Source organism: Pseudescherichia sp., assembly GCF_032052675.1.
Lineage (GTDB): Bacteria > Pseudomonadota > Gammaproteobacteria > Enterobacterales > Enterobacteriaceae > Pseudescherichia.
Map to the genome: position 1 here is coordinate 1 of NZ_DAMBWA010000017.1, position 24,953 is coordinate 24,953.

At 56.7% G+C, this 24,953-nt stretch carries 22 protein-coding genes and 1 tRNA gene; 17 read left to right on the forward strand and 6 right to left on the reverse strand.

The genetic code is table 11. The features are described from left to right. Nucleotides 1-104: 104 nt before the first annotated feature. Nucleotides 105-180: transfer RNA gene (locus tag RTX96_RS18390), tRNA-Trp, on the forward strand. A gap of 121 nt (nucleotides 181-301) precedes the next feature. Here RTX96_RS18390 and hdfR read toward each other — a convergent pair. Next, the gene (hdfR, locus tag RTX96_RS18395) at nucleotides 302-1,135 is read right to left on the reverse strand and encodes an HTH-type transcriptional regulator HdfR (RefSeq protein WP_103821821.1); all 834 of its coding nucleotides are present in this window, start codon (nucleotides 1,133-1,135) and stop codon (nucleotides 302-304) included. 106 nt (nucleotides 1,136-1,241) lie between these two features. On the opposite strand from hdfR, the gene maoP reads away from it, so the two are divergent. After that, nucleotides 1,242-1,580 carry a macrodomain Ori organization protein MaoP gene (gene maoP / locus RTX96_RS18400; protein WP_042395035.1) on the forward strand — a complete coding sequence of 113 codons (339 nt, stop codon included), beginning with the start codon at nucleotides 1,242-1,244 and terminating at the stop codon, nucleotides 1,578-1,580. Nucleotides 1,581-1,607: 27 nt separating this feature from the next. Here the strand turns inward: maoP and RTX96_RS18405 are convergent, their stop codons facing one another. Then, on the reverse strand, nucleotides 1,608-3,128 hold the full coding sequence (locus tag RTX96_RS18405) for a YifB family Mg chelatase-like AAA ATPase (RefSeq protein ID WP_312671751.1): 1,521 nt from the start codon (nucleotides 3,126-3,128) through the stop codon (nucleotides 1,608-1,610). A gap of 321 nt (nucleotides 3,129-3,449) precedes the next feature. On the opposite strand from RTX96_RS18405, the gene ilvL reads away from it, so the two are divergent. The 7 genes from ilvL (at nucleotide 3,450) to ilvA (ending at nucleotide 10,099) form a co-directional block, all read left to right on the forward strand. Further along, nucleotides 3,450-3,548, forward strand: a complete 99-nt coding sequence (gene ilvL / locus RTX96_RS18410; protein WP_001311244.1) for an ilv operon leader peptide — start codon at nucleotides 3,450-3,452, stop codon at nucleotides 3,546-3,548. A gap of 86 nt (nucleotides 3,549-3,634) precedes the next feature. Continuing rightward, nucleotides 3,635-3,685, forward strand: a complete 51-nt coding sequence (gene ilvX / locus RTX96_RS18415) for a peptide IlvX (RefSeq protein ID WP_181016676.1) — start codon at nucleotides 3,635-3,637, stop codon at nucleotides 3,683-3,685. Nucleotides 3,686-3,687: 2 nt separating this feature from the next. Next, entirely contained in the window at nucleotides 3,688-5,334 is a 1,647-nt protein-coding gene (ilvG, locus tag RTX96_RS18420; protein WP_312671752.1) for an acetolactate synthase 2 catalytic subunit, read from the forward strand. Further along, the gene (gene ilvM / locus RTX96_RS18425; protein WP_312671753.1) at nucleotides 5,331-5,594 is read left to right on the forward strand and encodes an acetolactate synthase 2 small subunit; all 264 of its coding nucleotides are present in this window, start codon (nucleotides 5,331-5,333) and stop codon (nucleotides 5,592-5,594) included. Before ilvG ends, ilvM begins: the two co-directional genes overlap by 4 nt. A gap of 17 nt (nucleotides 5,595-5,611) precedes the next feature. After that, nucleotides 5,612-6,541 carry a branched-chain amino acid transaminase gene (locus RTX96_RS18430; protein WP_042395023.1) on the forward strand — a complete coding sequence of 310 codons (930 nt, stop codon included), beginning with the start codon at nucleotides 5,612-5,614 and terminating at the stop codon, nucleotides 6,539-6,541. A gap of 160 nt (nucleotides 6,542-6,701) precedes the next feature. Next, on the forward strand, nucleotides 6,702-8,552 hold the full coding sequence (gene ilvD / locus RTX96_RS18435) for a dihydroxy-acid dehydratase (RefSeq protein ID WP_312671754.1): 1,851 nt from the start codon (nucleotides 6,702-6,704) through the stop codon (nucleotides 8,550-8,552). Between the two features lie 2 nt (nucleotides 8,553-8,554). Then, on the forward strand, nucleotides 8,555-10,099 hold the full coding sequence (ilvA, locus tag RTX96_RS18440) for a threonine ammonia-lyase, biosynthetic (RefSeq protein WP_103821825.1): 1,545 nt from the start codon (nucleotides 8,555-8,557) through the stop codon (nucleotides 10,097-10,099). Here ilvA and ilvY read toward each other — a convergent pair. Next, nucleotides 10,096-10,986, reverse strand: a complete 891-nt coding sequence (ilvY, locus tag RTX96_RS18445) for an HTH-type transcriptional activator IlvY (RefSeq protein ID WP_312269992.1) — start codon at nucleotides 10,984-10,986, stop codon at nucleotides 10,096-10,098. The two genes, ilvA and ilvY, sit on opposite strands and share 4 nt — an antisense overlap. Nucleotides 10,987-11,138: 152 nt before the next feature. Here ilvY and ilvC point away from each other — a divergent pair, with 152 nt between their 5' ends. Then, on the forward strand, nucleotides 11,139-12,614 hold the full coding sequence (ilvC, locus tag RTX96_RS18450) for a ketol-acid reductoisomerase (RefSeq protein WP_103821827.1): 1,476 nt from the start codon (nucleotides 11,139-11,141) through the stop codon (nucleotides 12,612-12,614). Nucleotides 12,615-12,793: 179 nt separating this feature from the next. On the opposite strand, the gene ppiC is transcribed toward ilvC, so the two are convergent. Next, a complete protein-coding gene (gene ppiC / locus RTX96_RS18455; RefSeq protein ID WP_024555327.1) occupies nucleotides 12,794-13,075 on the reverse strand; it encodes a peptidylprolyl isomerase PpiC in 282 nt (93 codons plus the stop codon). Nucleotides 13,076-13,158: 83 nt separating this feature from the next. On the opposite strand from ppiC, the gene rep reads away from it, so the two are divergent. Continuing rightward, nucleotides 13,159-15,180 (forward strand): DNA helicase Rep, encoded by a 2,022-nt coding sequence (rep, locus tag RTX96_RS18460; RefSeq protein ID WP_312269991.1) that lies wholly within the window; start codon nucleotides 13,159-13,161, stop codon nucleotides 15,178-15,180. 56 nt (nucleotides 15,181-15,236) lie between these two features. Here the strand turns inward: rep and gppA are convergent, their stop codons facing one another. Both gppA and rhlB read right to left on the reverse strand, forming a co-directional pair. Continuing rightward, on the reverse strand, nucleotides 15,237-16,721 hold the full coding sequence (gene gppA, locus RTX96_RS18465; RefSeq protein ID WP_312671755.1) for a guanosine-5'-triphosphate,3'-diphosphate diphosphatase: 1,485 nt from the start codon (nucleotides 16,719-16,721) through the stop codon (nucleotides 15,237-15,239). Between the two features lie 6 nt (nucleotides 16,722-16,727). Next, the gene (rhlB, locus tag RTX96_RS18470) at nucleotides 16,728-17,999 is read right to left on the reverse strand and encodes an ATP-dependent RNA helicase RhlB (RefSeq protein ID WP_103821830.1); all 1,272 of its coding nucleotides are present in this window, start codon (nucleotides 17,997-17,999) and stop codon (nucleotides 16,728-16,730) included. A 135-nt stretch (nucleotides 18,000-18,134) separates the two neighbouring features. Between rhlB and trxA the strand changes: the two genes are divergently transcribed. The 6 genes from trxA (at nucleotide 18,135) to wecC (ending at nucleotide 24,949) form a co-directional block, all read left to right on the forward strand. Beyond that, nucleotides 18,135-18,464 (forward strand): thioredoxin TrxA, encoded by a 330-nt coding sequence (trxA, locus tag RTX96_RS18475; RefSeq protein WP_042394997.1) that lies wholly within the window; start codon nucleotides 18,135-18,137, stop codon nucleotides 18,462-18,464. Between the two features lie 371 nt (nucleotides 18,465-18,835). Then, nucleotides 18,836-20,095 (forward strand): transcription termination factor Rho, encoded by a 1,260-nt coding sequence (gene rho, locus RTX96_RS18480; protein WP_042394994.1) that lies wholly within the window; start codon nucleotides 18,836-18,838, stop codon nucleotides 20,093-20,095. Nucleotides 20,096-20,339: 244 nt separating this feature from the next. Further along, complete coding sequence (gene wecA / locus RTX96_RS18485) at nucleotides 20,340-21,443, forward strand: UDP-N-acetylglucosamine--undecaprenyl-phosphate N-acetylglucosaminephosphotransferase (RefSeq protein ID WP_312671756.1); 1,104 nt, start codon at nucleotides 20,340-20,342, stop codon at nucleotides 21,441-21,443. Nucleotides 21,444-21,456: 13 nt separating this feature from the next. Next, complete coding sequence (gene wzzE, locus RTX96_RS18490; RefSeq protein ID WP_312671757.1) at nucleotides 21,457-22,503, forward strand: ECA polysaccharide chain length modulation protein; 1,047 nt, start codon at nucleotides 21,457-21,459, stop codon at nucleotides 22,501-22,503. A 56-nt stretch (nucleotides 22,504-22,559) separates the two neighbouring features. Further along, a complete protein-coding gene (gene wecB / locus RTX96_RS18495; RefSeq protein WP_103821833.1) occupies nucleotides 22,560-23,690 on the forward strand; it encodes a non-hydrolyzing UDP-N-acetylglucosamine 2-epimerase in 1,131 nt (376 codons plus the stop codon). Beyond that, the gene (wecC, locus tag RTX96_RS18500) at nucleotides 23,687-24,949 is read left to right on the forward strand and encodes a UDP-N-acetyl-D-mannosamine dehydrogenase (RefSeq protein ID WP_312671758.1); all 1,263 of its coding nucleotides are present in this window, start codon (nucleotides 23,687-23,689) and stop codon (nucleotides 24,947-24,949) included. The genes wecB and wecC overlap by 4 nt, the downstream gene beginning before the upstream one ends. Nucleotides 24,950-24,953: the final 4 nt, after the last annotated feature.

A 24,953-nucleotide genomic window follows, 5' to 3' on the forward strand; every position in this document is an offset into this window, starting at 1 on the left:
CTGCCTGTCACGCAGGGGGTCGCGGGTTCGAGTCCCGTCCGTTCCGCCACTTATTATAAAATTAAGCCTGCTCATCTATAGCAGGCTTAATAGTAAGAAATTTTAGGGGCGTAGCTCAGTTGGTAGAGCACCGGTCTCCAAAACCGGGTGTCGCGAGTTCGAGTCTCTCCGCCCCTGCCATATTAGGATCCTTTGCTTAGGCAAAGGATTTTTTTTGCCTGCAATTTACGATCTCCTCTCTTTCACTCTCTTACCTCGCCACACTCAACTCTACGCTGCGTCCCTGCACCGTATCCTTGAATTATTCCATCACGCTAGTTTTCAAAAGATCTTTAATCTGGCTCTGTTTATCGCTGTTCTGTAGCCAGATAGCGTAAAGCGGGCGTGAGAGCGTCAGCGTATCTGCCACCATATGCAGATCGGGCTTTTCCCTGGCCCATGAGACCGGTAGCCAGGTGCAACCCTCCAACGATCCTAGCTGTTGGCGGGCAATTTCAGCGGAGCTGGTCGTTAGCAGAGGGATCTCGTCACTGGCTATCAGGCCAGACTCATGCTGCTGAAAATCAGGACCCCACTCGAGGCGCAGGTAGTTCAGGGCCGATTTCAGGCGCGACGGAACGGTACAGTAGAGCGCAAGGGCAAAGTGTCCCAGCAGCTGACTACTGAACTCATCCATTTTGGGGGCTTCAGTCGTAATCAGCAGATCCAGCTGCCGCTCATGCAGCTGTTTTACCAGTGATTGTCGCTGTGCGATACGCGCTTCAAATTGTAAGCTTTTATGTGTCTGATAGAGCCGACCTAGCCAGCCGTTCAGCATGCACTCCCACAGCGATGCGCTTGCGCCAATAGAGAACTCATTGTGCTGCGAGCTATGGGCCACCTCTTTACGGGCTGCCTGCCAGGTATTCATTAGCGTCTCTGCATAGGGCAGGAGTTTCTCACCCGCTACCGTAAGGCGGATATTGTTGCGATGGCGGGTGAAAAGGTTTACCCCAAGCTGATTCTCAAGCTGGCGAATACGAAAACTGACCGCTGATTGTGTCAGATAGAGCGCTTCGGCAGCGCGTCCAAAGTGACGAGTCCTGCTCACTTCCAGGAAAGTTTTTAGCAATTCCGTATCCACAGCTTTCTCCACAAAATTATTTGTCGTTATGATTTAAATGTTTTGTTTTACACTCTGTCAAGCGTAACTAATACTCCGCGCCATAAATAGCTCGGCCAAAGAATTAGGAGTGTGTAGGATGGCGGAAAGCTTTACGACGACTAATCGTTTTTTCGACAACAAATACTACCCGCGCGGGTTCTCTCGTCATGGTGATTTCACCATTAAAGAGGCGCAGCTGCTGGAGCGGCACGGTTATGCTTTCAACGAACTCGATCTCGGCAAGCGTGAGCCGGTGACAGAAGAAGAAGAGCTGTTTGTCGCCGTCTGCCGTGGCCAGCGCGAGCCCGTCACTGAAGCGGAACGCGTCTGGAGTAAGTACATGACGCGCATCAAGCGTCCGAAACGCTTCCATACCCTCTCCGGCGGTAAGCCGCAGATGGAAGGCGCGGAAGATTACACCGAATCCGACGATTAAAAAACCCAGGGGCTACGGCCCCTTTTTTTATCCCATCATTTTCTGTAGATGGATGAGCAGTCGGTCAACAGCGCGATAGCCCAGCGCCTCCTGTAGATGCGCCCTGCGTATCGTCTTACTCTCTTCCAGATCGGCAATGGTGCGTGCCACCTTAAGCAGGCGCTGCCAGGCGCGTATCGATAGCCCAAGCTGTGCAAGCGTCTTTTCAAGCCAGTCGGCATCCTCTGGCACCAGCTGACAGTATTCGTGTATAGCAGCGCTTTCAAGCCGGGCGTTAAGCATGTGCTGGCGTCGATACTGAATCTCTTGTGCAGCAAGCACGCGGGCGCGTACCGCCTCTCCCTGTTCGCTGCGGCTATCCGCATGGCGCAGCAACCCCGGTGGGGGAAGGGGGATCTCCAGAGAGAGATCAAAGCGATCAAGAAATGGTCCCGAAAGTTTGCTCAGATAGCGCAGCGTCTGCTCTGGCGTCGCACGGTTATGGTTCCCCTGATAGTGGCCGGTAGGGCTGGGGTTCATCGCCGCTATCAGCTGAAAGCGGGCGGGATAGGTCACCTTGGCCCGGGTTCGTGAAATATGAATCTGTCCGGACTCAATAGGTTCGCGCAGAGCATCCAGAACACGCCGCTCGAACTCTGGCAACTCATCCAGAAACAGGATGCCATTATGCGCCAGTGAAATTTCGCCCGGGCCGGGAATTGACCCGCCGCCTACCATAGCGGTTAGGGAAGCGCTGTGATGAGGCGAACGGAAGGGCCTGCGCCGCCACTGCTTTTTTAGCATGGCGGCATTCGTCAGGCTGATAATTGCCGCGCTCTCCAGCGCCTCACGGTTAGTCAAAGGCGGTAATAGGCTATTCAGGCGGCTGGCCAGCATGGTCTTACCCGTGCCCGGTGGGCCGATCAGTAGCAGGTTATGCCCGCCTGCAGCAGTGATCTCTAGCGCCCGTTTACCCTGCTCCTGACCAATCACGTCGCTGAGATCGTTTTCCGCTACGGGGATCGTGTCTGTATCGGGGGCGGCCTCCTGAAGCTGATGCTTTCCTTCAAGATAGGCACACACTTCCTGAAGATGGTCCGCAATCAGGCACCGGGAGGCCTCAATAAGTCCGACTTCAGCTTCGTTATCGGCAGCAACGATAATTTGCCTGCCTGCGCGCGTGGCCTCCTGAGCGCTGGGGATCGTGCCGGGAACGCCACGCAGCGCGCCTGTAAGCGCGAGTTCACCGACAAACTCGTAGTGACTTAAGTGGGATGCAGTGAGCTGCTCAGAGGCCGCCAGAAGCGCAATAGCGATAGGTAAATCATAACGTCCCCCCTCCTTAGGCAGATCCGCTGGCGCAAGGTTAATCGTGATCTTCTTTGCCGGAAACGTATAGCCGCTGTTGATAATGGCGCTGCGCACGCGATCGCGCGCCTCCTTGACCGTCGTTTCCGGGAGACCAACGATGGTAAGACCGGGAAGCCCGGCGCTGATATGCACCTCAACCGTAATGAGCGGTGCGGTGACGCCTAACGCCGCACGGGTATAGATAACCGACAGTGACATAGCTCCTCCTCTGATGGCGGGATTATGCCGCTGGGGTTTGTCACCGACAGCTACGCATCGGCATTTTTGCAGCCTGGGTTCGGCACTATTTTCACTCGTGATGCAACACATGCCGAATGCTGGAAGCAGGCGCGCACTCATAAAAAAATCGTTCGCAGGTGAATTATTTTCACTTAATCTTTTTCTTATAAAAAACAATACGTTTTATGAATACCTGCGATCACTCCAATAAAAAACTTATAAAAAAATCTTGTGTCGTTAGCAAAAACTGTGATAACTCTTTAGGTATTCCTTCGAACAAGAAGCCAGAAAGTACAGAAAATGACAGCCCTTCTACGAGTGATTAGCCTGGTCGTGATTAGCGTGGTGGTGATTATTATCCCACCGTGCGGGGCTGCACTTGGACGAGGAAAGGCTTAAAAAACAAGCCTTAACGAACTAAGACCCCCGCACCGAAAGGTCCGGGGGTTTTTTTATGACCTTAAAACAACAACGAGGAGCAAAGAATGGTCTGTAGCACAAAATTCTGTTTCTCACGATTTACGACGGGGAACTAACTATGAATGGGGCACAATGGGTAGTACATGCATTGCGGGCGCAGGGAGTCGAAACGGTTTTCGGTTACCCTGGCGGCGCAATTATGCCGGTTTACGATGCGTTGTATGACGGTGGCGTGGAACATCTGCTGTGTCGCCATGAGCAGGGTGCGGCGATGGCGGCTATTGGCTATGCCCGCTCTACCGGCAAAACCGGGGTCTGTATCGCTACCTCTGGTCCCGGTGCGACCAACCTGATCACCGGCCTTGCCGATGCGCTGCTCGATTCCGTTCCCGTTGTTGCCATCACCGGCCAGGTCGCCTCGCCGTTTATTGGCACCGACGCGTTTCAGGAAGTGGACGTCCTCGGTTTGTCGCTGGCCTGCACCAAGCATAGCTTTCTGGTGCAGTCGCTGGAGGAGCTGCCGCGCGTGATGGCGGAAGCGTTCCAGGTGGCAAACTCAGGCCGTCCAGGTCCGGTGTTGGTCGATATCCCGAAAGATATTCAGGTTGCCGTAGGTGAGCTGGAGCCGCATTTCTCTACCGTTGAAGACGATGATACCTTCCCGCATGCCGATGTTGCGCAAGCCCGCCAGATGCTGGCCCAGGCGCAGAAGCCGATGCTGTACGTCGGCGGTGGAGTGGGCATGGCGCAGGCCGTCCCGGCGCTGCGTGAATTTATCGCCGCGACGCAGATCCCGGCTACCTGTACGCTGAAAGGGCTGGGGGCCGTAGAGGCGGATTACACGTACTACCTGGGCATGCTGGGGATGCACGGCACCAAAGCTGCCAACCTGGCGGTACAGGAGTGCGACCTGCTTATCGCCGTGGGCGCGCGCTTCGACGATCGGGTGACCGGCAAGCTGAACACCTTTGCGCCACACGCCAGCGTGATCCATATGGATATCGACCCGGCAGAGATGAACAAGCTGCGCCAGGCGCACGTGGCGCTGCAGGGCGATCTCAATGGGTTACTGCCCGCTTTGCAGCAGCCGTTAGCGATCGATGCATGGCGCCAGCACGCGGCAGAGATGCGCCGTGAATATGAATGGCGCTACGATCATCCAGGCGAGGCGATCTACGCGCCGCTGCTGTTAAAACAGCTCTCTGACCGCAAGCCTCAGGAGAGCGTAGTGACTACCGACGTTGGGCAGCATCAGATGTGGTCCGCGCAGCATATGACCTACAGCCGCCCGGAAAACTTTATTACCTCCAGCGGCTTAGGCACGATGGGCTTTGGCCTGCCGGCCGCCGTTGGGGCACAGATAGCGCGCCCGGACGATACCGTAATCTGTATCTCCGGTGACGGCTCCTTCATGATGAACGTGCAGGAGCTGGGCACCGTGAAGCGAAAGCAGCTGCCGCTGAAGATCGTCCTGCTGGATAACCAACGCTTAGGCATGGTTCGCCAGTGGCAGCAGCTCTTCTTCCAGGAGCGCTATAGCGAAACCACCCTGACTGATAACCCCGATTTCCTCATGCTGGCCCGCGCCTTCGGCATTCCTGGCCAGCACATCACCCGTAAAGACCAGGTTGAAGCGGCACTTGACGCCATGCTCGCAAGCGAAGGGCCTTACCTGCTTCATGTCTCAATCGATGAGCTTGAGAACGTCTGGCCCCTGGTACCACCCGGTGCAAGCAACGCACAAATGCTGGAGAAATTATCATGATGCAACATCAGGTCGCCGTTCAGGCCCGCTTCAATCCAGAAACGTTAGAGCGTGTTTTACGCGTGGTTCGCCACCGTGGCTTTCAGATTTGCGCCATGAATATGGAAACAGCCACCGATGCGCAGAGCATAAATATTGAATTGACCGTTGCCAGCCTGCGCTCTGTCGAATTACTGTTTAGCCAGTTGAGCAAACTGGTCGACGTAGCGCGCGTCGAGATCCAACAACGTTCAACCCCAACACAACAAATCCGCGCCTGAGCGCAAAAGGAAGAAAAATGACGACGAAGAAAGCTGACTACATTTGGTTCAATGGCGAGATGGTTCCGTGGGGCGAAGCGAAAGTACACGTAATGTCCCATGCGTTGCACTACGGTACCTCCGTATTTGAAGGTATCCGCTGCTACGACTCGCACAAAGGGCCAGTGGTGTTCCGCCATCGCGAACACATGCAGCGTCTGCGTGATTCAGCAAAAATCTATCGTTTCCCGGTTTCACAAAGCGTTGATGAACTGATGGAAGCCTGCCGCGCGGTGATCCGCAAAAACAACCTGACCAGCGCCTATATTCGCCCGCTGGTCTTCGTGGGTGATGTTGGTATGGGCGTGAACCCGCCGGACGGTTACGGTACCGATGTGATCATCGCCGCCTTCCCGTGGGGTGCCTACCTGGGTGCGGAAGCGCTGGATCAGGGTATCGACGCAATGGTCTCCTCCTGGAACCGCGTTGCGCCAAACACCATCCCGACCGCGGCGAAAGCGGGCGGTAACTACCTCTCCTCCCTGCTGGTGGGTAGCGAAGCGCGCCGCCACGGCTATCAGGAAGGGATTGCGCTGGACGTTAACGGCTACATCTCCGAAGGCGCCGGTGAAAACCTGTTTGAAGTGAAAGACGGCATTCTGTTCACCCCGCCGTTTACCTCTTCCGCGCTGCCGGGCATCACCCGCGACGCCATCATCAAGCTGGCGAAAGATCTGGGTATCGAAGTACGCGAGCAGGTGCTCTCCCGCGAATCTCTCTACCTGGCCGATGAAGTCTTCATGTCAGGTACCGCTGCCGAGATCACCCCGGTGCGCAGCGTAGATGGTATCCAGGTTGGCGAAGGCCGCTGTGGCCCGGTCACCAAGCGCATCCAGCAAGCGTTCTTCGGCCTGTTCACCGGCGAAACAGAAGATAAGTACGGCTGGTTGGATCAGGTTAACCAGTAACATAACAAATAATATTTTCCCAAAATAATTCGCGTCGCAGGAAGGCGCCAACGCAGAGAATCCCCAGGAGCTTACTGTAGTAAGTAACTGGGGTGAGCGAGGCAGCCAACGCACCTGTGGCGTGAAGAATGAAGGGAAAAGAGATGGGAGTAAAAAGAGCATGCCTAAGTACCGTTCCGCTACCACCACCCACGGCCGTAACATGGCAGGTGCCCGCGCGCTGTGGCGCGCAACCGGGATGACCGACGCCGACTTCGACAAGCCGATTATCGCCGTGGTGAACTCATTTACTCAGTTCGTACCGGGTCACGTGCACCTGCGCGATCTGGGCAAGCTGGTTGCCGAGCAAATTGAAGCTGCAGGCGGCGTGGCGAAAGAGTTCAATACCATTGCGGTCGATGACGGTATCGCGATGGGCCACGGGGGCATGCTCTATTCACTGCCATCTCGCGAGCTGATCGCCGACTCGGTAGAGTACATGGTCAACGCCCACTGTGCGGATGCGATGGTCTGTATCTCCAACTGCGATAAGATCACCCCGGGGATGCTGATGGCCTCATTGCGCCTGAACATTCCGGTTATTTTTGTCTCCGGCGGCCCGATGGAAGCCGGGAAAACCAAGCTCTCTGACAAGATCATTAAACTCGACCTGGTCGACGCCATGATTCAGGGCGCGGATCCGAAAGTGTCCGACGAGCAGAGCGAGCAGGTAGAACGTTCCGCCTGTCCGACCTGCGGCTCCTGCTCCGGTATGTTCACCGCCAACTCCATGAACTGCCTGACCGAAGCGCTGGGCCTGTCACAGCCGGGCAACGGCTCGCTGCTGGCGACCCACGCCGATCGTAAGCAGCTGTTCCTCAATGCCGGGTCACGTATTGTTGAGCTCACCAAGCGTTATTACGAGCAGGATGATGAGAGCGCGCTGCCGCGTAACATCGCCAGCAAAGCCGCATTCGAAAACGCCATGACGCTGGATATCGCTATGGGCGGCTCTACCAATACCGTTCTGCACCTGCTGGCGGCGGCCCAGGAAGCCGAGATCGACTTCACTATGAGTGATATCGACCAGCTCTCGCGCAAGGTTCCGCAGCTCTGTAAGGTCGCGCCAAGTACTCAGAAGTACCATATGGAAGACGTGCACCGTGCGGGTGGCGTTCTGGGTATTCTGGGCGAGCTGGATCGCGCCGGTCTGATGAACCGCAACGTGAAAAACGTGCTGGGCCTGACGCTGCCGCAGACGCTGGAGCAGTACGACGTGATGCTGACCCAGGACGAGGCGGTGAAAAAGATGTTCCGCGCCGGTCCGGCGGGCATTCGTACGACCCAGGCGTTCTCGCAGGATTGCCGCTGGGATAGCCTGGATGACGATCGTGCTGAAGGCTGTATCCGCTCGCTGGAACACGCCTACAGCAAAGACGGTGGTCTGGCGGTGCTGTACGGTAACTTTGCCGAAAACGGCTGCATCGTTAAAACCGCCGGCGTAGACGACAGCATTCTGAAATTTACCGGTCCGGCGAAAGTATACGAAAGCCAGGATGATGCGGTAGAGGCCATTCTCGGCGGGAAAGTTGTGGCGGGCGACGTCGTGGTCATTCGCTACGAAGGGCCGAAAGGCGGGCCGGGGATGCAGGAGATGCTCTACCCAACCACCTTCCTGAAATCAATGGGCCTTGGTAAGGCCTGCGCACTGGTCACCGACGGGCGTTTCTCCGGCGGTACCTCTGGCCTCTCTATTGGCCACGTCTCGCCGGAAGCGGCCAGCGGCGGCAACATCGCGCTGATTGAAGATGGCGATATGATTGCCATCGATATTCCAAACCGCGGTATTCAGCTGCAGGTGAGCGACCAGGAGCTGGCCGCACGCCGGGAAGCGCAGGACGCACGCGGTGCGGCAGCGTGGACGCCAAAAGCGCGTGAGCGCCAGGTCTCCTTCGCGCTGCGCGCCTATGCCAGCCTTGCGACCAGCGCAGACAAAGGCGCGGTACGCGATAAATCCAAACTGGGAGGCTAATCGTGGCCGAATCCCAACCCTTGTCCGCCGCCCCCGAGGGGGCGGAGTACCTGCGGGCAGTGCTGCGCGCGCCGGTCTATGAAGCGGTGCAGGTAACGCCGCTGCAAAAGATGGAGAAGCTCTCGTCACGCCTGGATAACGTCATTCTGGTGAAGCGCGAAGACCGCCAGCCGGTACACAGCTTCAAGCTGCGCGGTGCCTATGCCATGATGGCTGGGCTCACCGAAGAGCAGAAGGCGCGGGGGGTGATCACCGCCTCGGCGGGTAACCACGCTCAGGGGGTGGCGTTCTCAGCGGCACGTCTCGGGCTAAAGGCGCTGATCGTCATGCCGGTCGCCACCGCCGATATTAAAGTCGATGCGGTACGCAACTTTGGCGGCGAAGTGCTGCTCTACGGGGCTAACTTCGACGAGGCAAAGGCGAAAGCTATCGAGCTGGCCCAACAGCAAGGCTTCACCTGGGTGCCGCCGTTCGATCACCCGATGGTCATTGCCGGACAGGGTACGCTGGCGTTGGAGCTGCTCCAACAAGATGCGCACATCGACCGCGTCTTTGTGCCGGTGGGCGGCGGCGGCCTGGCGGCGGGCGTGGCGGTGCTGATTAAACAGCTGATGCCGCAGATCAAGGTGATTGCGGTGGAAGCGGAGGATTCAGCCTGCCTGAAAGCGGCGCTGGACGCCGGGCAGCCGGTGGATCTGCCCCGGGTTGGGCTCTTTGCCGAAGGGGTGGCGGTTAAGCGCATCGGCGACGAGACCTTCCGCGTCTGCCGGGAGTATCTCGACGATATCATCACCGTCGACAGCGACGCGATCTGCGCCGCCATGAAGGATCTGTTCGAGGATGTGCGGGCGGTGGCGGAACCTTCCGGCGCGCTGGCCCTGGCGGGCATGAAGAAATACATTGCCCAGCACAACATTCGCGGCGAACGGCTGGCACACGTGCTCTCCGGCGCGAACGTCAACTTCCACGGCCTGCGCTACGTCTCTGAACGCTGCGAGCTAGGTGAACAGCGTGAAGCGCTGCTGGCGGTGACGATTCCTGAAGAGAAGGGGAGCTTCCTGAAGTTCTGCCAGCTGCTGGGCGGTCGCTCGGTCACCGAATTCAACTACCGCTTTGCCGATGCCCATGATGCCTGCATCTTTGTGGGCGTGCGCCTGAGCCGCGGGCTGGAGGAGCGCAAGGAGATCCTTGCTCTGCTGAACGAGGGCGGCTACAGCGTGGTCGATCTCTCCGACGATGAGATGGCCAAGCTGCACGTGCGCTACATGGTAGGCGGTCGTCCGTCGAAGCCGCTTAAGGAGCGTCTCTATAGCTTTGAGTTTCCGGAGTCTCCCGGCGCGCTGCTGAAGTTCCTGCACACCCTGGGCACTCACTGGAATATCTCGCTGTTCCACTACCGCAGCCACGGTACAGACTATGGCCGCGTGCTGGCCGCCTTTGAGCTGGGCGAGCACGAGCCAGATTTCGAAACCCGCCTGAGCGAGCTGGGCTACTACTGCCATAACGAGAGCAATAACCCGGCGTTCCGCTTCTTCCTTGCGGGCTAAGGGTTCGGCAGGATCTCCCAAAACGCGCTAATCAGCGGCTCATGCAGCCGCTTTTTTTGTGCGCAGACGCCAAGCTCGAACGGCGTCTTCTCATCGCTGCGCTCTAAAATCATCACGCGGTTGCGCACCGGCTCGGGGCTGTTTTCCAGCACTACCTCTGGGATCAACGCCACGCCGCAGCCAAGGGCAACCATCGAGACCATAGCCTCATGGCCGCCAACGGTGGCGTAGATCGACGGATTGCTGATCTTCTGCCGCCGGAACCACAGCTCAATACGCTTTCGTACTGGCCCCTGGTCGGCCATGATAAAGGGCACCGTCGACCAGTCAGGCTCCGTTACCGAAACCTGGCTACGTACCGGGCAGGGCAGCGCCGGGGCGATCAGCACCACCGCCAGATTCTCCAGCGTCGAAAAAGCTACCGCACCGGGCAGCATCTCTGGCTTGCCGGCAATGGCCAGATCCGCTTCGCCGGTCACCACGCGCTCTACCGCATCGGCGGCGTCGCCGGTGGTGAGCTTGATCTCGACGGAGGGGTGTTCGGCGCGGAACCGGTCAAGGATCGGCGGCAGATGGCTGTAGGCCGCCGTCACCGAGCAGAACAGCCTGAGCTCGCCGGAGAGCGAGGGACCTTTCTGGTCAATGGTATGGCGCAGCTGCTGGTACTGGAGCAGGGTCTGCTGGGCGAAGGTACGCAGCTCATCACCCGCCTCGGTCAGAGTGACGGTGCGGTTGTCACGCACAAACAGCGGTTGACCGAGATCTTCCTCCAGCCGCTGGATCTGACGCGACAGCGTCGATGGGCTGACGTGCATCGCCCGCGCGCTGCGGCCGAAGTGACGGCTCTCCGCCAGGTGGAGAAAGATTTTTAGATCGCGCAGATCCATATGCAGAGCCTCTGTGTTTACGTTGCAGAAAGTGCAATGTCATATTGTGAATATATCAATTTCAGCAACGCATTTCCTGTCATATAGTGGATTCATTCTCGCGAGAACGCGAACCGAACAATAAGCACGACACACCATCACGAGGTATCATCATGGCTAACTACTTTAATACACTGAACCTGCGCCAGCAGCTGGCCCAGCTGGGTAAATGTCGCTTTATGGGACGCGATGAGTTCGCCGACGGCGCGAGCTACCTGCAGGGTAAAAAAGTGGTTATCGTCGGCTGTGGCGCACAGGGTCTGAACCAGGGCCTGAACATGCGTGACTCCGGTCTGGATATCTCCTACGCGCTGCGTAAAGAGGCAATTGCTGAGAAGCGCGCATCATGGCGTAAGGCCACCGAAAACGGCTTTAAAGTGGGCACCTATGAAGAGCTGATCCCGCAGGCGGATCTGGTGGTTAACCTGACGCCGGACAAGCAGCACTCTGACGTGGTTCGCACCGTACAGCCGCTGATGAAAGACGGCGCGGCGCTGGGCTACTCTCACGGCTTCAACATCGTGGAAGTAGGCGAGCAGATCCGTAAAGATATCACCGTGGTGATGGTTGCCCCGAAATGTCCGGGTACCGAAGTGCGTGAAGAGTACAAGCGTGGTTTCGGCGTGCCGACGCTGATCGCCGTGCACCCGGAGAACGATCCGAAAGGCGAAGGCATGGCGATTGCCAAAGCCTGGGCCGCGGCCACCGGCGGTCACCGTGCGGGCGTGCTGGAGTCCTCCTTCGTTGCAGAAGTAAAATCTGACCTGATGGGCGAGCAGACTATCCTCTGCGGTATGCTGCAGGCGGGCTCGCTGCTCTGCTTCGACAAGCTGGTGGAAGAGGGTACCGACCCGGCCTACGCCGAAAAACTGATCCAGTTCGGCTGGGAAACCATCACCGAAGCGCTGAAGCAGGGCGGCATCACCCTGATGATGGACCGTCTCTCTAATCCGGCGAAGCTGCGTGCCTACGCGCTCTCCGAGCAGCTGAAAGAGATCATGGCTCCGCTGTTCCAGAAGCATATGGATGACATCATCTCCGGTGAGTTCTCCTCCGGCATGATGGCCGACTGGGCCAACGACGATAAGAACCTGCTCACCTGGCGCGAAGAGACCGGCAAAACCGCGTTTGAGACCGCGCCGCAGTTTGACGGCAAAATCAGCGAGCAGGAGTACTTCGATAAAGGCGTTCTGATGATCGCAATGGTGAAAGCGGGCGTTGAGCTGGCATTCGAAACGATGGTCGATTCCGGCATCATTGAAGAGTCCGCCTACTATGAGTCACTGCACGAGCTGCCGCTGATCGCCAACACCATCGCGCGTAAGCGTCTGTATGAGATGAACGTGGTTATCTCCGATACCGCAGAGTACGGCAACTATCTCTTCTCCTACGCCTGCGTACCGCTGTTGAAGGAGTTCATGACCACCCTGCAGGCGGGCGATCTGGGCAAAGCGGTAGAGGGCTCGGCGGTAGACAATGCCCAGCTGCGTGACGTGAACGAAGCGATTCGCAGCCACGAGATTGAGAAAGTGGGCCAGAAACTGCGCGGCTATATGACCGATATGAAGCGTATCGCGGTTGCTGGCTAATTTCCCCGTCGTCTTTCGACTCGCAGATGCGTTGGCTTCACTCGTACACCCCAGTCACATAGTTATCTATGCTCCTGGGGATGTACTCATTTGCCGCCTTCCTGCAAGCCAAAATCCATAGGGGAAAGTCACAGACAAACATGTAGGCCCGGTAAGCGTTAGCGCCACCGGGCTTTTTATTAGTTACGATATAACACCTTGATAATGTGGTAACCGAACTGGGTGTGCAGCGGGCCGGTCGGCTCCAGCACCGGGCAGGAGAACACCACTTTATCGAAGGCCGGCACCATCTGGCCCTGGCGGAATTCACCCAGGTGACCGCCCTTTTTGCCTGACGGGCAGGTAGAGTGTTTCTTCGCCAGCTTCTCGAAGTCGCCGCCGTTTTTAATCTGCTCCAGAAGATCCAGAGCCAGTTTCTCTTCTTTAACAAGGATATGCATCGCTGCCGCTGTTTTTGCCATGATCGTGCCTTGAGTGGGGTGGTTTAGGCTGGCTATACTACCACGCGTTTTTTCTCCTCTCCCGACTTTCATTGAGTGATCCCATGCGTCTAAATCCAGGGCAACAGCAAGCCGTCGAATTTGTCACCGGACCCTGCCTGGTACTGGCAGGGGCTGGATCCGGTAAAACTCGCGTCATTACCAACAAGATAGCGCATCTGATCCGCGGCTGCGGCTACCAGGCCCGGCATATCGCGGCGGTGACCTTTACCAACAAAGCTGCACGCGAGATGAAAGAGCGTGTAGGCCAGACCCTGGGGCGTAAAGAGGCGCGCGGCCTGATGATCTCCACTTTCCACACCCTGGGGCTGGATATTATCAAGCGCGAGTATGCCGCGCTGGGCATGAAATCTAACTTTTCGCTCTTTGATGATACCGATCAGGTCGCGCTGCTTAAGGATCTCACCGAGGGGCTGATCGAAGATGATAAGACGATCCTTCAGCAGCTGATCTCGACGATCTCTAACTGGAAAAACGATCTTATGACCCCGGCGCAGGCGGCAGCGCAGGCAAAGGGCGAGCGGGATCGTATCTTCGCCCACTGCTACAGCCTGTATGACGCCCATATGAAGGCCTGCAACGTGCTGGACTTCGATGACCTGATCCTGCTGCCGACCCTGCTGCTCCAGCGTAACGAAGAGGTGCGCGAGCGCTGGCAGAACAAGATCCGCTACCTGCTGGTGGATGAGTATCAGGATACCAACACCAGCCAGTATGAGCTGGTTAAGCTGCTGGTGGGGGCGCGGGCGCGCTTTACGGTGGTAGGCGATGACGACCAGTCGATCTACTCCTGGCGCGGAGCGCGTCCGCAAAACCTGGTCCTGCTTAGCCAGGATTTCCCGGCGCTGCAGGTGATTAAGCTCGAGCAGAACTATCGCTCGTCGGGGCGCATCCTGAAGGCGGCCAACATTCTGATCGCCAATAACCCACACGTTTTTGAAAAAAAGCTCTTTTCAGAGCTGGGCTACGGGCCGGAGCTGAAGGTGCTCAGCGCCAACCATGAAGATCATGAGGCCGAGCGCGTGACGGGCGAGCTGATTGCGCACCACTTTATCAATAAGACCCAGTACAAAGATTACGCCATTCTCTATCGTGGTAACCATCAGTCGCGAGTGTTTGAAAAGTTTCTGATGCAGAACCGTATTCCGTACCGTATTTCGGGCGGCACCTCATTCTTCTCCCGTCCGGAGATCAAGGACCTGCTGGCCTACCTGCGGGTGTTGACCAATCCAGACGACGATAGCGCCTTCCTGCGTATCGTGAATACGCCGAAGCGCGAGATCGGGCCGGCGACGCTGCAAAAGCTGGGGGAGTGGGCCAATACCCGTAACAAAGGGCTGTTTGCCGCCAGCTTTGACATGGGCCTCACCCAGACGCTGAGCGGGCGCGGATATGAGTCGCTGACCCGCTTTACCCACTGGCTAAGCGAAGTACAGCGTCTCTCTGAACGGGAGCCGATTGCTGCAGTGCGCGATCTGATCCACGGCATCGACTACGAATCCTGGCTGTTTGAAACCTCGCCCAGCCCTAAAGCGGCGGAGATGCGGATGAAAAACGTCAACACGCTCTTTAGCTGGATGACCGAGATGCTGGAAGGGTCAGAGATCGACGAGCCGATGACGCTTACCCAGGTGGTGACGCGCTTTACCCTGCGCGACATGATGGAGCGGGGCGAAAGCGATGAGGAGTCCGATCAGGTTCAGCTGATGACCCTGCACGCCTCCAAGGGGCTGGAGTTTCCCTACGTTTTCCTGGTCGGTATGGAAGAGGGGCTGCTGCCCCACCAGAGCAGCATCGACGAGGATAACATCGACGAAGAGCGTCGGCTGGCCTACGTCGGCATCACTCGGGCGCAAAAAGAGCTGAACTTTACCCTATGCAAAGAGCGGCGTCAGTATGGTGAGCTGGTGCGCCCCGAGCCGAGCCGCTTCCTGTTGGAGCTACCGCAGGACGATCTGATCTGGGAGCAGGAGCGCAAAGTGGTAAGTGCAGAAGAGCGGATGCATAAAGGGCAGGCGAGTATCGCGAATATTCGCGCAATGATGGCGAAAGCTAAAGCTAAATAGTAATGGAACCGGTAGGTCGGGTGTCGGGTAAACGCAGCGCCACCCGACACAACCGACTAGTTGACTGCCAACGCCCAGTGGACGTAGCTCTGCCACTGACACTCCTGACCGAGCATCTCAGCACCCAGCGGGTGCGTCGCCAGCCAGTTCTCAGGCAGCGTGAGCGTGAGCGCCTCGCCGTTAGCGGCCAGGACGACATCGGGTAAAAACTCATCCCGACGGCGGCTGGCAAAGATAATCGCCAGGCGCAGCAGACGACAGAGATGCTCTGCGGTACGCGGCGGTACGGCGTTTTGCTGGTGCAGCGAGGAGAGGTCGACCGGGTTAGTCTGGTTGAGCAGAAGGGTGGCCAGTAGCTTCTTCTGCGCAGGCGTAAAGCCGGGCAGATCCAGATTACGCACCAGGTAGGCGGCGTGCTGGGAAGCGTGCTTAAAATCGACGCTCAGGCCAATCTCATGCAGATGGCAAGCGCTAAGCAGCAGCTCGCGGCTTAACGGCTCCAGCTGCCATGCACTCTGAACCTGCTCCGCAAAGCGGGAGGCCAGCTGGGCTACGCGCTGGGCCTGGCCGGAATCGACCATAAACCGGCGCTGAAGATTGCGCAGCGTGCGGCTGCGAATATCGTGATCGACGGGCAGATGCAGCATGCCGTAGACCAGCCCTTCACGCAGCGCACCGCCGGCCAGGGTCATGCCCTGCACCTCCAGCTCGCTAAAGATGGCGATCAGAATGGCCAGGCCGCTTGGGAAGACCAGCGCTCGCTCCAGGGTCAGGCCTTCGATCTCCAGCTCTTCCAGACGCCCACACTGAATAGCGCGCTGCTTGAGCTGCTGCAGTTTGGCAAGGGTGATGCACTCATCCATGCCCTGCGCCATCATGATCTCCTGCAATGCCTGAACGGTGCCGGATGCCCCAACGCAGATTTTCCAGCCGTGACGACGCAGCGCATCGGCCACCGGCAGCAGAACCTCCCGCGCCGCCTTTTCCGCCGCGTCGAAATTTTCTTTGGCCAGATTGCGATCGGTAAAGAAACGCTCAAGCCAGGTGACACAGCCCATCGACAGGCTAAAGAGCGAAGTAGCCTGCGCGCCTGTACCGGTCACCAGCTCGGTGCTGGCACCGCCGATATCCACCACCAGACGTCGATCGTCACCGCCGGTGGTGTGGGCCACGCCCTGATAGATCAGCCGCGCCTCGTCTTCACCGCTAATCACCTGCACAGGCGTGCCTAAAATTTCCTGCGCGGTGGCAAGAAACTGCTCGGCGTTGACGGCCAGACGCAGGGTTGCGGTGGCGACCACCCGGATCTGCATGGGGGGAATATCCTGCAGCCGTTCTGCAAACAGGCGCAGGCATTGCCAGCCGCGCGCCATCGCATCCGGGGAGAGCCGGTTATCCCGGTCCAGTCCCGCCGCCAGGCGCACTTTACGTTTGATGCGGGTTAAGGTCTGTATGCTTCCCGCCACCTCGCGCACAACCAGCATATGAAAACTATTCGAACCTAAATCAATAGCGGCATAGAGCGAGTTAGAGGTGAGCATAGGGTATTAACCTGAACGACGTCTGTTACGTGGTGCACCACCACCCGTGCGGCGCGGACCATTGCCTGGGCGCGTGCGAGGCAGGCGCTTCGGCGGCGGCAGCTCGCTCAGCAGCGCATCCGGATTATATTTACTGACCGGAATCGAGTGATCGATATAGGTCTCGATAGCTGGCAGGTTCAGGGCATACTCTTCACAGGCAAGGCTGATGGAGTGTCCGCTTGCGCCTGCGCGGCCGGTACGGCCAATGCGGTGAACATAGTCTTCGCAGTCGTCCGGCAGGTCGTAGTTAAAGACGTGGGTGACGGCAGGAATATGCAGGCCGCGAGCAGCAACGTCGGTTGCGACCAGGATATCCAGATCGCCACGGGTAAACTCTTCAAGAATACGCAGGCGTTTTTTCTGCGCAACGTCGCCGGTCAGCAGCCCAACGCGATGACCATCGGCAGCCAGGTGGCCCCAGATATCTTCACAACGGTGCTTGGTGTTCGCGAAGACGATGGCGCGATCCGGCCACTCCTCTTCGATCAGCGTTTGCAGGAGACGCATTTTCTCTTCGTTGGACGGATAGAAAAGCTCTTCTTTAATGCGGTGGCCGGTTTTCTGTTCCGGTTCAACTTCCACGTACTCGGCGTTATTCATCTGCTCAAACGCCAGCTCGCGAACGCGCCAGGAGAGCGTTGCAGAGAAGAGCATGTTCAGGCGCTGGTTTGCCGCAGGCATGCGACGGAACAGCCAGCGAATGTCTTTAATAAAGCCGAGATCGTACATGCGATCGGCTTCGTCCAGTACCACCACCTGGATTGCGCCCAGGTTGATATGGTTCTGTTTTGCGTAATCGATCAGGCGGCCGGTGGTGCCGATAAGAATATCAACGCCGCTCTCCAGCACCTTAAGCTGTTTGTCATAGCCGTCGCCGCCGTAGGCGAGGCCCAGTTTCAGGCCGGTGGTCTGGGCCAGCGGCTCAGCATCGGCATGAATTTGCACCGCCAGCTCACGGGTTGGAGCCATGATCAGCGCGCGCGGTTGGTTCACCTTGCGGTCTTCGATCGCCGGGTGAGAGAGAAGATAATGAAACGTTGACGTCAGGAACGCCATCGTTTTGCCGGTACCGGTTTGCGCCTGTCCCGCTACATCCCGACCCGCCAGCGTTAGCGGAAGGGCGAGTGCCTGGATGGGGGTGCAGTTATGAAAGCCTTTATTTTCAAGGGCTTCAATCACCTTCGGGTGCAGGGCGAAGTCGGAAAACTTCTGTTCTGTTAAATGTGTTTTGCTCATAGTGTGGTAGAATATCAGTTTACTATTGCTTTACGAAAGCACATCCGTTCAAATAAACGGGGTGAAATAACGTCAACCTTTAGCCAGGCTATGCTACAGACCTTAATAAGGTAGACATAATCCTGTGGAGTAAATATGAGCGATAAAATTATTCACCTGACCGACGACAGTTTTGACACGGACGTACTCAAAGCGGAAGGGCTGACCCTTGTTGATTTCTGGGCAGAGTGGTGCGGTCCGTGCAAAATGATCGCCCCGATTCTGGATGAGATCGCTGACGAGTACCAGGGCAAACTGACCGTGGCTAAGCTGAACATCGACCAGAACCCTGGCACCGCGCCGAAATACGGCATTCGCGGTATCCCGACCCTGCTGCTGTTCAAAAACGGCGAAGTGGCGGCAACCAAGGTAGGCGCGCTCTCTAAAGGGCAGCTGAAAGAGTTCCTGGACGCCAACCTGGCGTAAGGGCTCTCACCGCCTGGCGTCTGGCTCTTCTAATTTTAGTGGATTGCTGGACGCCCGGCTTTAGTCGTGCTAAGTTAGTTTTGACTTCGAAATAAACATATCTTTGTCGTTTGAACCTTGTCAGTTTGAACCATTTGTCAGTCTGAATCAGGTTGTACCCGATGCTTCCCGCCAGGCACAGCGCCGCGAGAGAAGTGGATAGATTCCGGGCTTGTCACTCAATCCGTCTTGTCGTTTCAGTTCTGTGTTCTTCCTGTAAGCAGACAGCGAACAGACATGAGTTGATGGCCGCTAACAGGCATGGATGATCCTGCCATACCATTCACACATTAAGTTCGAGATTTACCCCGAGTTTAAGAACCCACACCACTATGAATCTTACCGAATTAAAGAATACGCCGGTTTCTGAGCTGATTACTCTCGGCGAAAATATGGGTCTGGAAAACCAGGCACGTATGCGCAAGCAGGACATCATTTTTGCCATCCTGAAGCAGCATGCTAAGAGTGGCGAAGATATCTTTGGCGACGGTGTGTTAGAGATATTGCAGGATGGATTTGGTTTCCTCCGCTCTGCAGACAGCTCCTACCTCGCCGGTCCTGATGACATCTACGTATCCCCTAGCCAAATCCGCCGTTTCAACCTCCGCACTGGTGACACCATTTCAGGTAAGATTCGTCCTCCGAAAGAGGGTGAACGTTACTTTGCGCTGTTGAAGGTTAACGAGGTTAACTACGACAAACCGGAAAACTCGCGCAATAAGATCCTGTTTGAAAACTTAACCCCGCTGCACGCCAATTCGCGTCTGCGTATGGAGCGCGGCAACGGTTCAACAGAAGATTTAACCGCACGTGTTCTGGATCTGGCATCGCCGATTGGCCGTGGCCAGCGTGGCCTGATCGTTGCACCGCCGAAAGCGGGTAAGACAATGCTGCTGCAGAACATCGCCCAGAGCATTGCCTATAACCACCCGGACTGTGTCCTGATGGTGCTGCTGATCGACGAACGTCCGGAAGAGGTGACCGAGATGCAGCGCCTGGTCAAAGGCGAAGTGGTTGCATCCACCTTTGATGAGCCAGCGTCTCGCCACGTTCAGGTTGCTGAGATGGTTATCGAGAAAGCGAAGCGTCTGGTTGAGCATAAAAAAGACGTTATCATTCTGCTCGACTCCATTACCCGTCTGGCGCGTGCTTATAACACCGTCGTACCTGCGTCTGGCAAGGTGCTGACCGGGGGTGTGGATGCCAACGCCCTGCACCGTCCGAAACGCTTCTTCGGTGCTGCGCGTAACGTGGAAGAGGGCGGTAGCCTGACCATCATCGCCACCGCGCTGGTTGATACCGGCTCTAAAATGGATGAAGTTATCTACGAAGAGTTTAAAGGTACCGGCAACATGGAGCTGCACCTCGCGCGTAAAATCGCTGAGAAACGCGTCTTCCCGGCTATCGACTACAACCGCTCCGGTACGCGTAAAGAAGAGCTGCTCACCACTCAGGAAGAGCTGCAGAAAATGTGGATCCTGCGCAAAATTATTCACCCAATGGGTGAGATTGATGCGATGGAGTTCCTCATCAATAAGCTGGCAATGACCAAAACCAACGACGACTTCTTCGATATGATGAAGCGCTCGTAACTTAAATAAAGCCTGTAAACGCCACGTTTTTACGTGGCGTTTTTTATTTATGGAATATAGGCTATAGCCAGGGGATCCGCTGTCGGCCACGGCTGGCGATGGTAATGCAAAGCATTCAAGCTGATTATGTTCTAATTGAATGAAAAATATACAATAGAGCCCGCATGTGACCTGCTTTATCTCTTTTGGAGAGAGAGCATCGTCGTTATACTTCTGGGCTCAACATTTGCTGAGAGCATGCATTGTGAATTTACTCACTGCAGTTACTGAGTTATTCAGTATTTTTTTACTCACGTTTATCTTTCTCTTTTTTGCCCGCAAGGTGGCAAAAAAAGTGGGATTGGTCGATAAACCAAACTTTCGTAAACGTCATCAGGGATTGATCCCCTTAGTCGGCGGTATCTCTGTCTATGCCGGGATCTGCTACACGTTTGCTATTGCTGACTACTATATTCCACATGCCGCTCTCTACCTGACGTGTGCTGGGGTTCTGGTTTTCATCGGGGCGCTGGACGACCGCTTTGATATCAGCGTAAAAATACGCGCCACCGTGCAGGCGATCATCGCTATTGTGATGATGGTCGTGGGTAAACTCTATCTCAACAGTCTTGGTTACATTTTTGGTACCTGGGAGATGGTCCTGGGGCCGTTTGGCTTCTTCCTGACGCTGTTTGCCGTCTGGGCCGCCATCAACGCCTTTAATATGGTTGACGGTATTGATGGCCTGCTGGGGGGGCTCTCCTGCGTCTCCTTTGCTGCCATTGGCATCATTCTGTGGTTTGACGGTCAGCTGAGCCTGGCGATGTGGTGCTTTGCTATGATCGCCGCCATCCTCCCCTATATCCTGCTCAACCTCGGTATTCTCGGTCGCCGCTATAAAGTCTTTATGGGCGATGCGGGCAGTACGCTGATTGGCTTTACCGTGATCTGGATCCTGCTGGAAACCACCCAGGGCCAAACGCACCCGATTAGCCCGGTGACGGCGCTGTGGATCATCGCTATTCCGCTGATGGACATGGTCGCTATCATGTACCGTCGCCTGCGCAAAGGGATGAGCCCCTTCTCGCCTGACCGTCAGCATATTCACCATCTCATCATGCGCGCCGGGTTTACCTCCCGCCAGGCCTTCGTACTGATTACCCTTGCCGCCGCCCTACTGGCTGCCGTCGGCGTCGTGACGGAATATCTGCACTTTATTCCTGAATGGGTCATGTTGGCACTGTTTGTGCTAGCTTTCTTCCTGTATGGCTGGTGCATTAAACGTGCATGGAAAGTGGCGCGCTTTATTAAACGCGTTAAACGTAAAATGCGTCGCAATAGTGGACATAAACCAACTCTAACCAAGTAATTCTGGGATAGCGATGACTCAACCATTGTCGGGAAAACATACAGGAAGTATAGAAAATGAACTGGATATTCGCGGTTTGTTTCGTACTTTATGGGCGGGGAAATTTTGGATTGTCGGCGTGGCGTTGGCTTTTGCGCTTATCGCGCTAGCCTACACCTTCTTCGCCAGGCAGGAGTGGGGCGCAACGGCCATCACCGATCGCCCAACGGTAAACATGCTGGGCGGGTTCTACTCCCAGCAGCAGTTTCTGCGCAATCTTGATGTCAAAGCTAACCTGGCATCGGTCGATCAGCCCTCGGTTATGGACGAAGCGTATAAAGAGTTCATTATGCAATTAGCATCATGGGATACGCGCCGTGACTTCTGGTTGCAGACCGACTACTACAAGCAGCGGATGGTGGGCAACAGCAAGGCGGACGCCGCGCTGCTGGATGAGCTGATTAACAATATTCAGTACACCCCCGCCGACGCGCTGCGTAACCTCAGCGACAGCGTCAAGCTGACGGCGGAAACCGCGCCTGACTCGAATAACCTGCTGCGTCAGTATATCGCCTTTGCCAGCCAGCGCGCGGCCAGCCATCTTAACGATGAGCTGAAAGGCGCATGGGCGGCCCGCACTATCCAGATGAAAGCCCAGGTGAAACGTCAGGAAGAGGTCGCGAACGCGATCTTCAAACGTCGGGCGCACAGCGTTGTGCAGGCATTAAAAGTGGCAGAGCAGCACAATATCTCCCGCACTGAGACCGAAGTCCCGCCTGACGAGCTTCCCGACTCAGAGCTGTTCCTGTTAGGGCGTCCGATGCTGCAGGCGCGGCTGGAAAACCTGCAGGCAGTGGGGCCCGAGTTCGATCTGGACTATGATCAAAATCGAGCCATGCTGAACACCCTCAACGTAGGCCCCACGCTCGATCCCCGTTTTCAGACATATCGTTATTTGCGGACGCCTGAAGAGCCGGTAAAACGCGATAGCCCGCGCCGTGCCTTCCTGATGATTATGTGGGGAATGGTAGGGGCGTTGATAGGTGCTGGTGTTGCGTTAACGCGCCGTCGTTCACTGTAAGCGCTGCCTGATATGAAGGCCACTGGGCCTTCATCATCTAATCGAAGAGAATCGTTGTGAAAGTACTGACCGTATTTGGCACACGACCAGAAGCCATCAAGATGGCACCTCTGGTACATGCGCTGGCAAAGGACCCTTATTTTGAAGCCAAAGTCTGCGTGACCGCGCAGCACAGGGAGATGCTTGACCAGGTATTGAACCTGTTTTCCATTGTTCCGGATTATGACCTGGATATTATGCAGCCGGGGCAGGGACTGACGGAAATAACCTGCCGTATTCTCGAAGGGCTAAAGCCGATCCTGGAATCATTTAAGCCTGACGTTGTGCTGGTCCACGGTGATACCACAACGACGATTGCCGCCAGCCTGGCGGCCTTTTACCAGCGTATTCCCGTTGGGCACGTCGAGGCCGGACTGCGCACGGGCGATCTCTCCTCGCCCTGGCCAGAAGAGGCTAACCGCACGCTGACGGGCCACCTGGCGATGTACCATTTTGCGCCGACGCAGAACGCCCGGCAGAACCTGCTGCGCGAAAATATTCCGGATAAGCAGATCTTCGTCACTGGTAATACGGTGATTGATGCGCTGTTCTGGGTGCGGGATACGGTATTGAATAATGAAAACCTGCACAGCGAACTGGCGGCGCAATATCCATTCCTGGACGAATCTAAAAAACTGGTGCTGGTCACCGGCCACCGCCGGGAAAGCTTTGGCCAGGGGTTTGAGCAGATCTGTCATGCGCTGGTCGACATTGCGGCGAAACATCAGGATGTGCAGATCGTCTATCCGGTACACCTGAACCCCAACGTCAGCGAGCCGGTGAACCGCATCCTTGGACACGTTAAAAACATTATCTTAATTGAGCCGCAGGACTATCTGCCGTTCCTCTGGCTGATGACCCATGCCTGGCTGATCCTGACGGATTCCGGCGGTATTCAGGAAGAGGCGCCGTCGTTAGGCAAGCCGGTGCTGGTGATGCGCGAAACCACCGAGCGCCCGGAGGCCATCGAAGCCGGAACGGTAAGGCTGGTGGGCACCGATCGCCAGCGAATCGTCGAAGAGGTGACGCGCCTGCTGCGAGATAATGACGCCTGGCAGGCGATGAGCCGGGCGCACAACCCCTACGGTGATGGGCAAGCCTGTGAACGTATTCTGCACGCACTTAAAAATAATCGGGTAACGCTATGAGCTTTACAACCATCTCTGTTATTGGCCTGGGCTATATTGGATTGCCTACCGCAGCGGCCTTTGCCTCCCGGCAGAAGCGCGTCGTAGGCGTTGATATCAATCAGCATGCGGTGGATACCATCAATCGCGGGCAGATTCATATCGTTGAACCCGAGCTGGATCGGGTGGTGAAAGCCGCGGTAGAGGGCGGCTATCTGCACGCCTGTACCACGCCGGTCGAGGCGGATGCTTACCTGATTGCCGTACCAACGCCGTTTAAAGGCGATCACGAGCCGGATATGGCCTATGTTGAGGCAGCAGCAAAATCACTCGCCCCCGTCCTGAAAAAAGGCGCGCTGGTGATCCTCGAGTCGACCTCGCCGGTAGGCGCAACTGAGCAGATGGCCCAGTGGCTGGCGGATCTGCGCCCGGATCTCACCTTTCCTCAGCAGGCTGGCGAGCAGGCGGATATCAACGTTGCCTACTGCCCTGAGCGCGTGCTGCCGGGCCAGGTGATGGTTGAGCTGATCAAAAATGATAGGGTCATTGGCGGCATGACGCCGGTGTGCTCTGCCCGTGCCAGCGAGCTGTATAAGATCTTCCTTGAAGGCGAGTGTGTGGTTACTAACGCTCGCACGGCTGAGATGTGCAAGCTCACCGAAAACAGCTTCCGCGACGTCAATATCGCGTTTGCTAATGAGCTGTCGCTGATCTGCGCCGATCAAGGCATCAACGTCTGGGAGCTGATCCGTCTCGCCAACCGTCACCCGCGCGTCAATATCTTACAGCCAGGACCGGGCGTAGGCGGTCACTGTATCGCGGTCGACCCGTGGTTTATCGTGGCGCAGAACCCGCAGCAGGCGCGGTTGATCCGTACCGCCCGTGAAGTTAACGATAGCAAACCGCACTGGGTGCTTAATCAAGTTAAAGCGACGGTGGCAGACTGCCTCACGGCTAACAACAAGCGGGCCAGCGAAATCAAAGTCGCCTGCTTTGGCCTCGCCTTTAAGCCCAATATCGACGATCTGCGGGAAAGCCCGGCGATGGAGATTGCTCACAGCATTGCCGAGTGGCACAGCGGTGCAACGCTGGTGGTAGAGCCTAACATTCATCAGCTGCCGAAGAAGCTGGCGGAGAGCTGCCAACTGGTCAGCCTGGAGGCGGCGCTGGCAGAGGCAGATGTGCTGGTCATGCTGGTCGATCATCGCGAGTTCAAAGCCATTGCCGGTGAGCACGTTACCCAGCAATACATTATTGATACCAAAGGCGTCTGGCGCTAAGGCG

Coding starts and splice junctions, on each gene's coding strand:
- maoP (WP_042395035.1), top strand. CDS start 1,242: ATGGCGGAAAGCTTTACGACGACTAATCGTTTTTTCGACAACAAATAC.
- RTX96_RS18405 (WP_312671751.1), bottom strand. CDS start 3,128: ATGTCACTGTCGGTTATCTATACCCGTGCGGCGTTAGGCGTCACCGCA.
- ilvL (WP_001311244.1), top strand. CDS start 3,450: ATGACAGCCCTTCTACGAGTGATTAGCCTGGTCGTGATTAGCGTGGTG.
- ilvG (WP_312671752.1), top strand. CDS start 3,688: ATGAATGGGGCACAATGGGTAGTACATGCATTGCGGGCGCAGGGAGTC.
- ilvM (WP_312671753.1), top strand. CDS start 5,331: ATGATGCAACATCAGGTCGCCGTTCAGGCCCGCTTCAATCCAGAAACG.
- RTX96_RS18430 (WP_042395023.1), top strand. CDS start 5,612: ATGACGACGAAGAAAGCTGACTACATTTGGTTCAATGGCGAGATGGTT.
- ilvD (WP_312671754.1), top strand. CDS start 6,702: ATGCCTAAGTACCGTTCCGCTACCACCACCCACGGCCGTAACATGGCA.
- ilvY (WP_312269992.1), bottom strand. CDS start 10,986: ATGGATCTGCGCGATCTAAAAATCTTTCTCCACCTGGCGGAGAGCCGT.
- ilvC (WP_103821827.1), top strand. CDS start 11,139: ATGGCTAACTACTTTAATACACTGAACCTGCGCCAGCAGCTGGCCCAG.
- ppiC (WP_024555327.1), bottom strand. CDS start 13,075: ATGGCAAAAACAGCGGCAGCGATGCATATCCTTGTTAAAGAAGAGAAA.
- rep (WP_312269991.1), top strand. CDS start 13,159: ATGCGTCTAAATCCAGGGCAACAGCAAGCCGTCGAATTTGTCACCGGA.
- gppA (WP_312671755.1), bottom strand. CDS start 16,721: ATGCTCACCTCTAACTCGCTCTATGCCGCTATTGATTTAGGTTCGAAT.
- rhlB (WP_103821830.1), bottom strand. CDS start 17,999: ATGAGCAAAACACATTTAACAGAACAGAAGTTTTCCGACTTCGCCCTG.
- trxA (WP_042394997.1), top strand. CDS start 18,135: ATGAGCGATAAAATTATTCACCTGACCGACGACAGTTTTGACACGGAC.
- rho (WP_042394994.1), top strand. CDS start 18,836: ATGAATCTTACCGAATTAAAGAATACGCCGGTTTCTGAGCTGATTACT.
- wzzE (WP_312671757.1), top strand. CDS start 21,457: ATGACTCAACCATTGTCGGGAAAACATACAGGAAGTATAGAAAATGAA.
- wecC (WP_312671758.1), top strand. CDS start 23,687: ATGAGCTTTACAACCATCTCTGTTATTGGCCTGGGCTATATTGGATTG.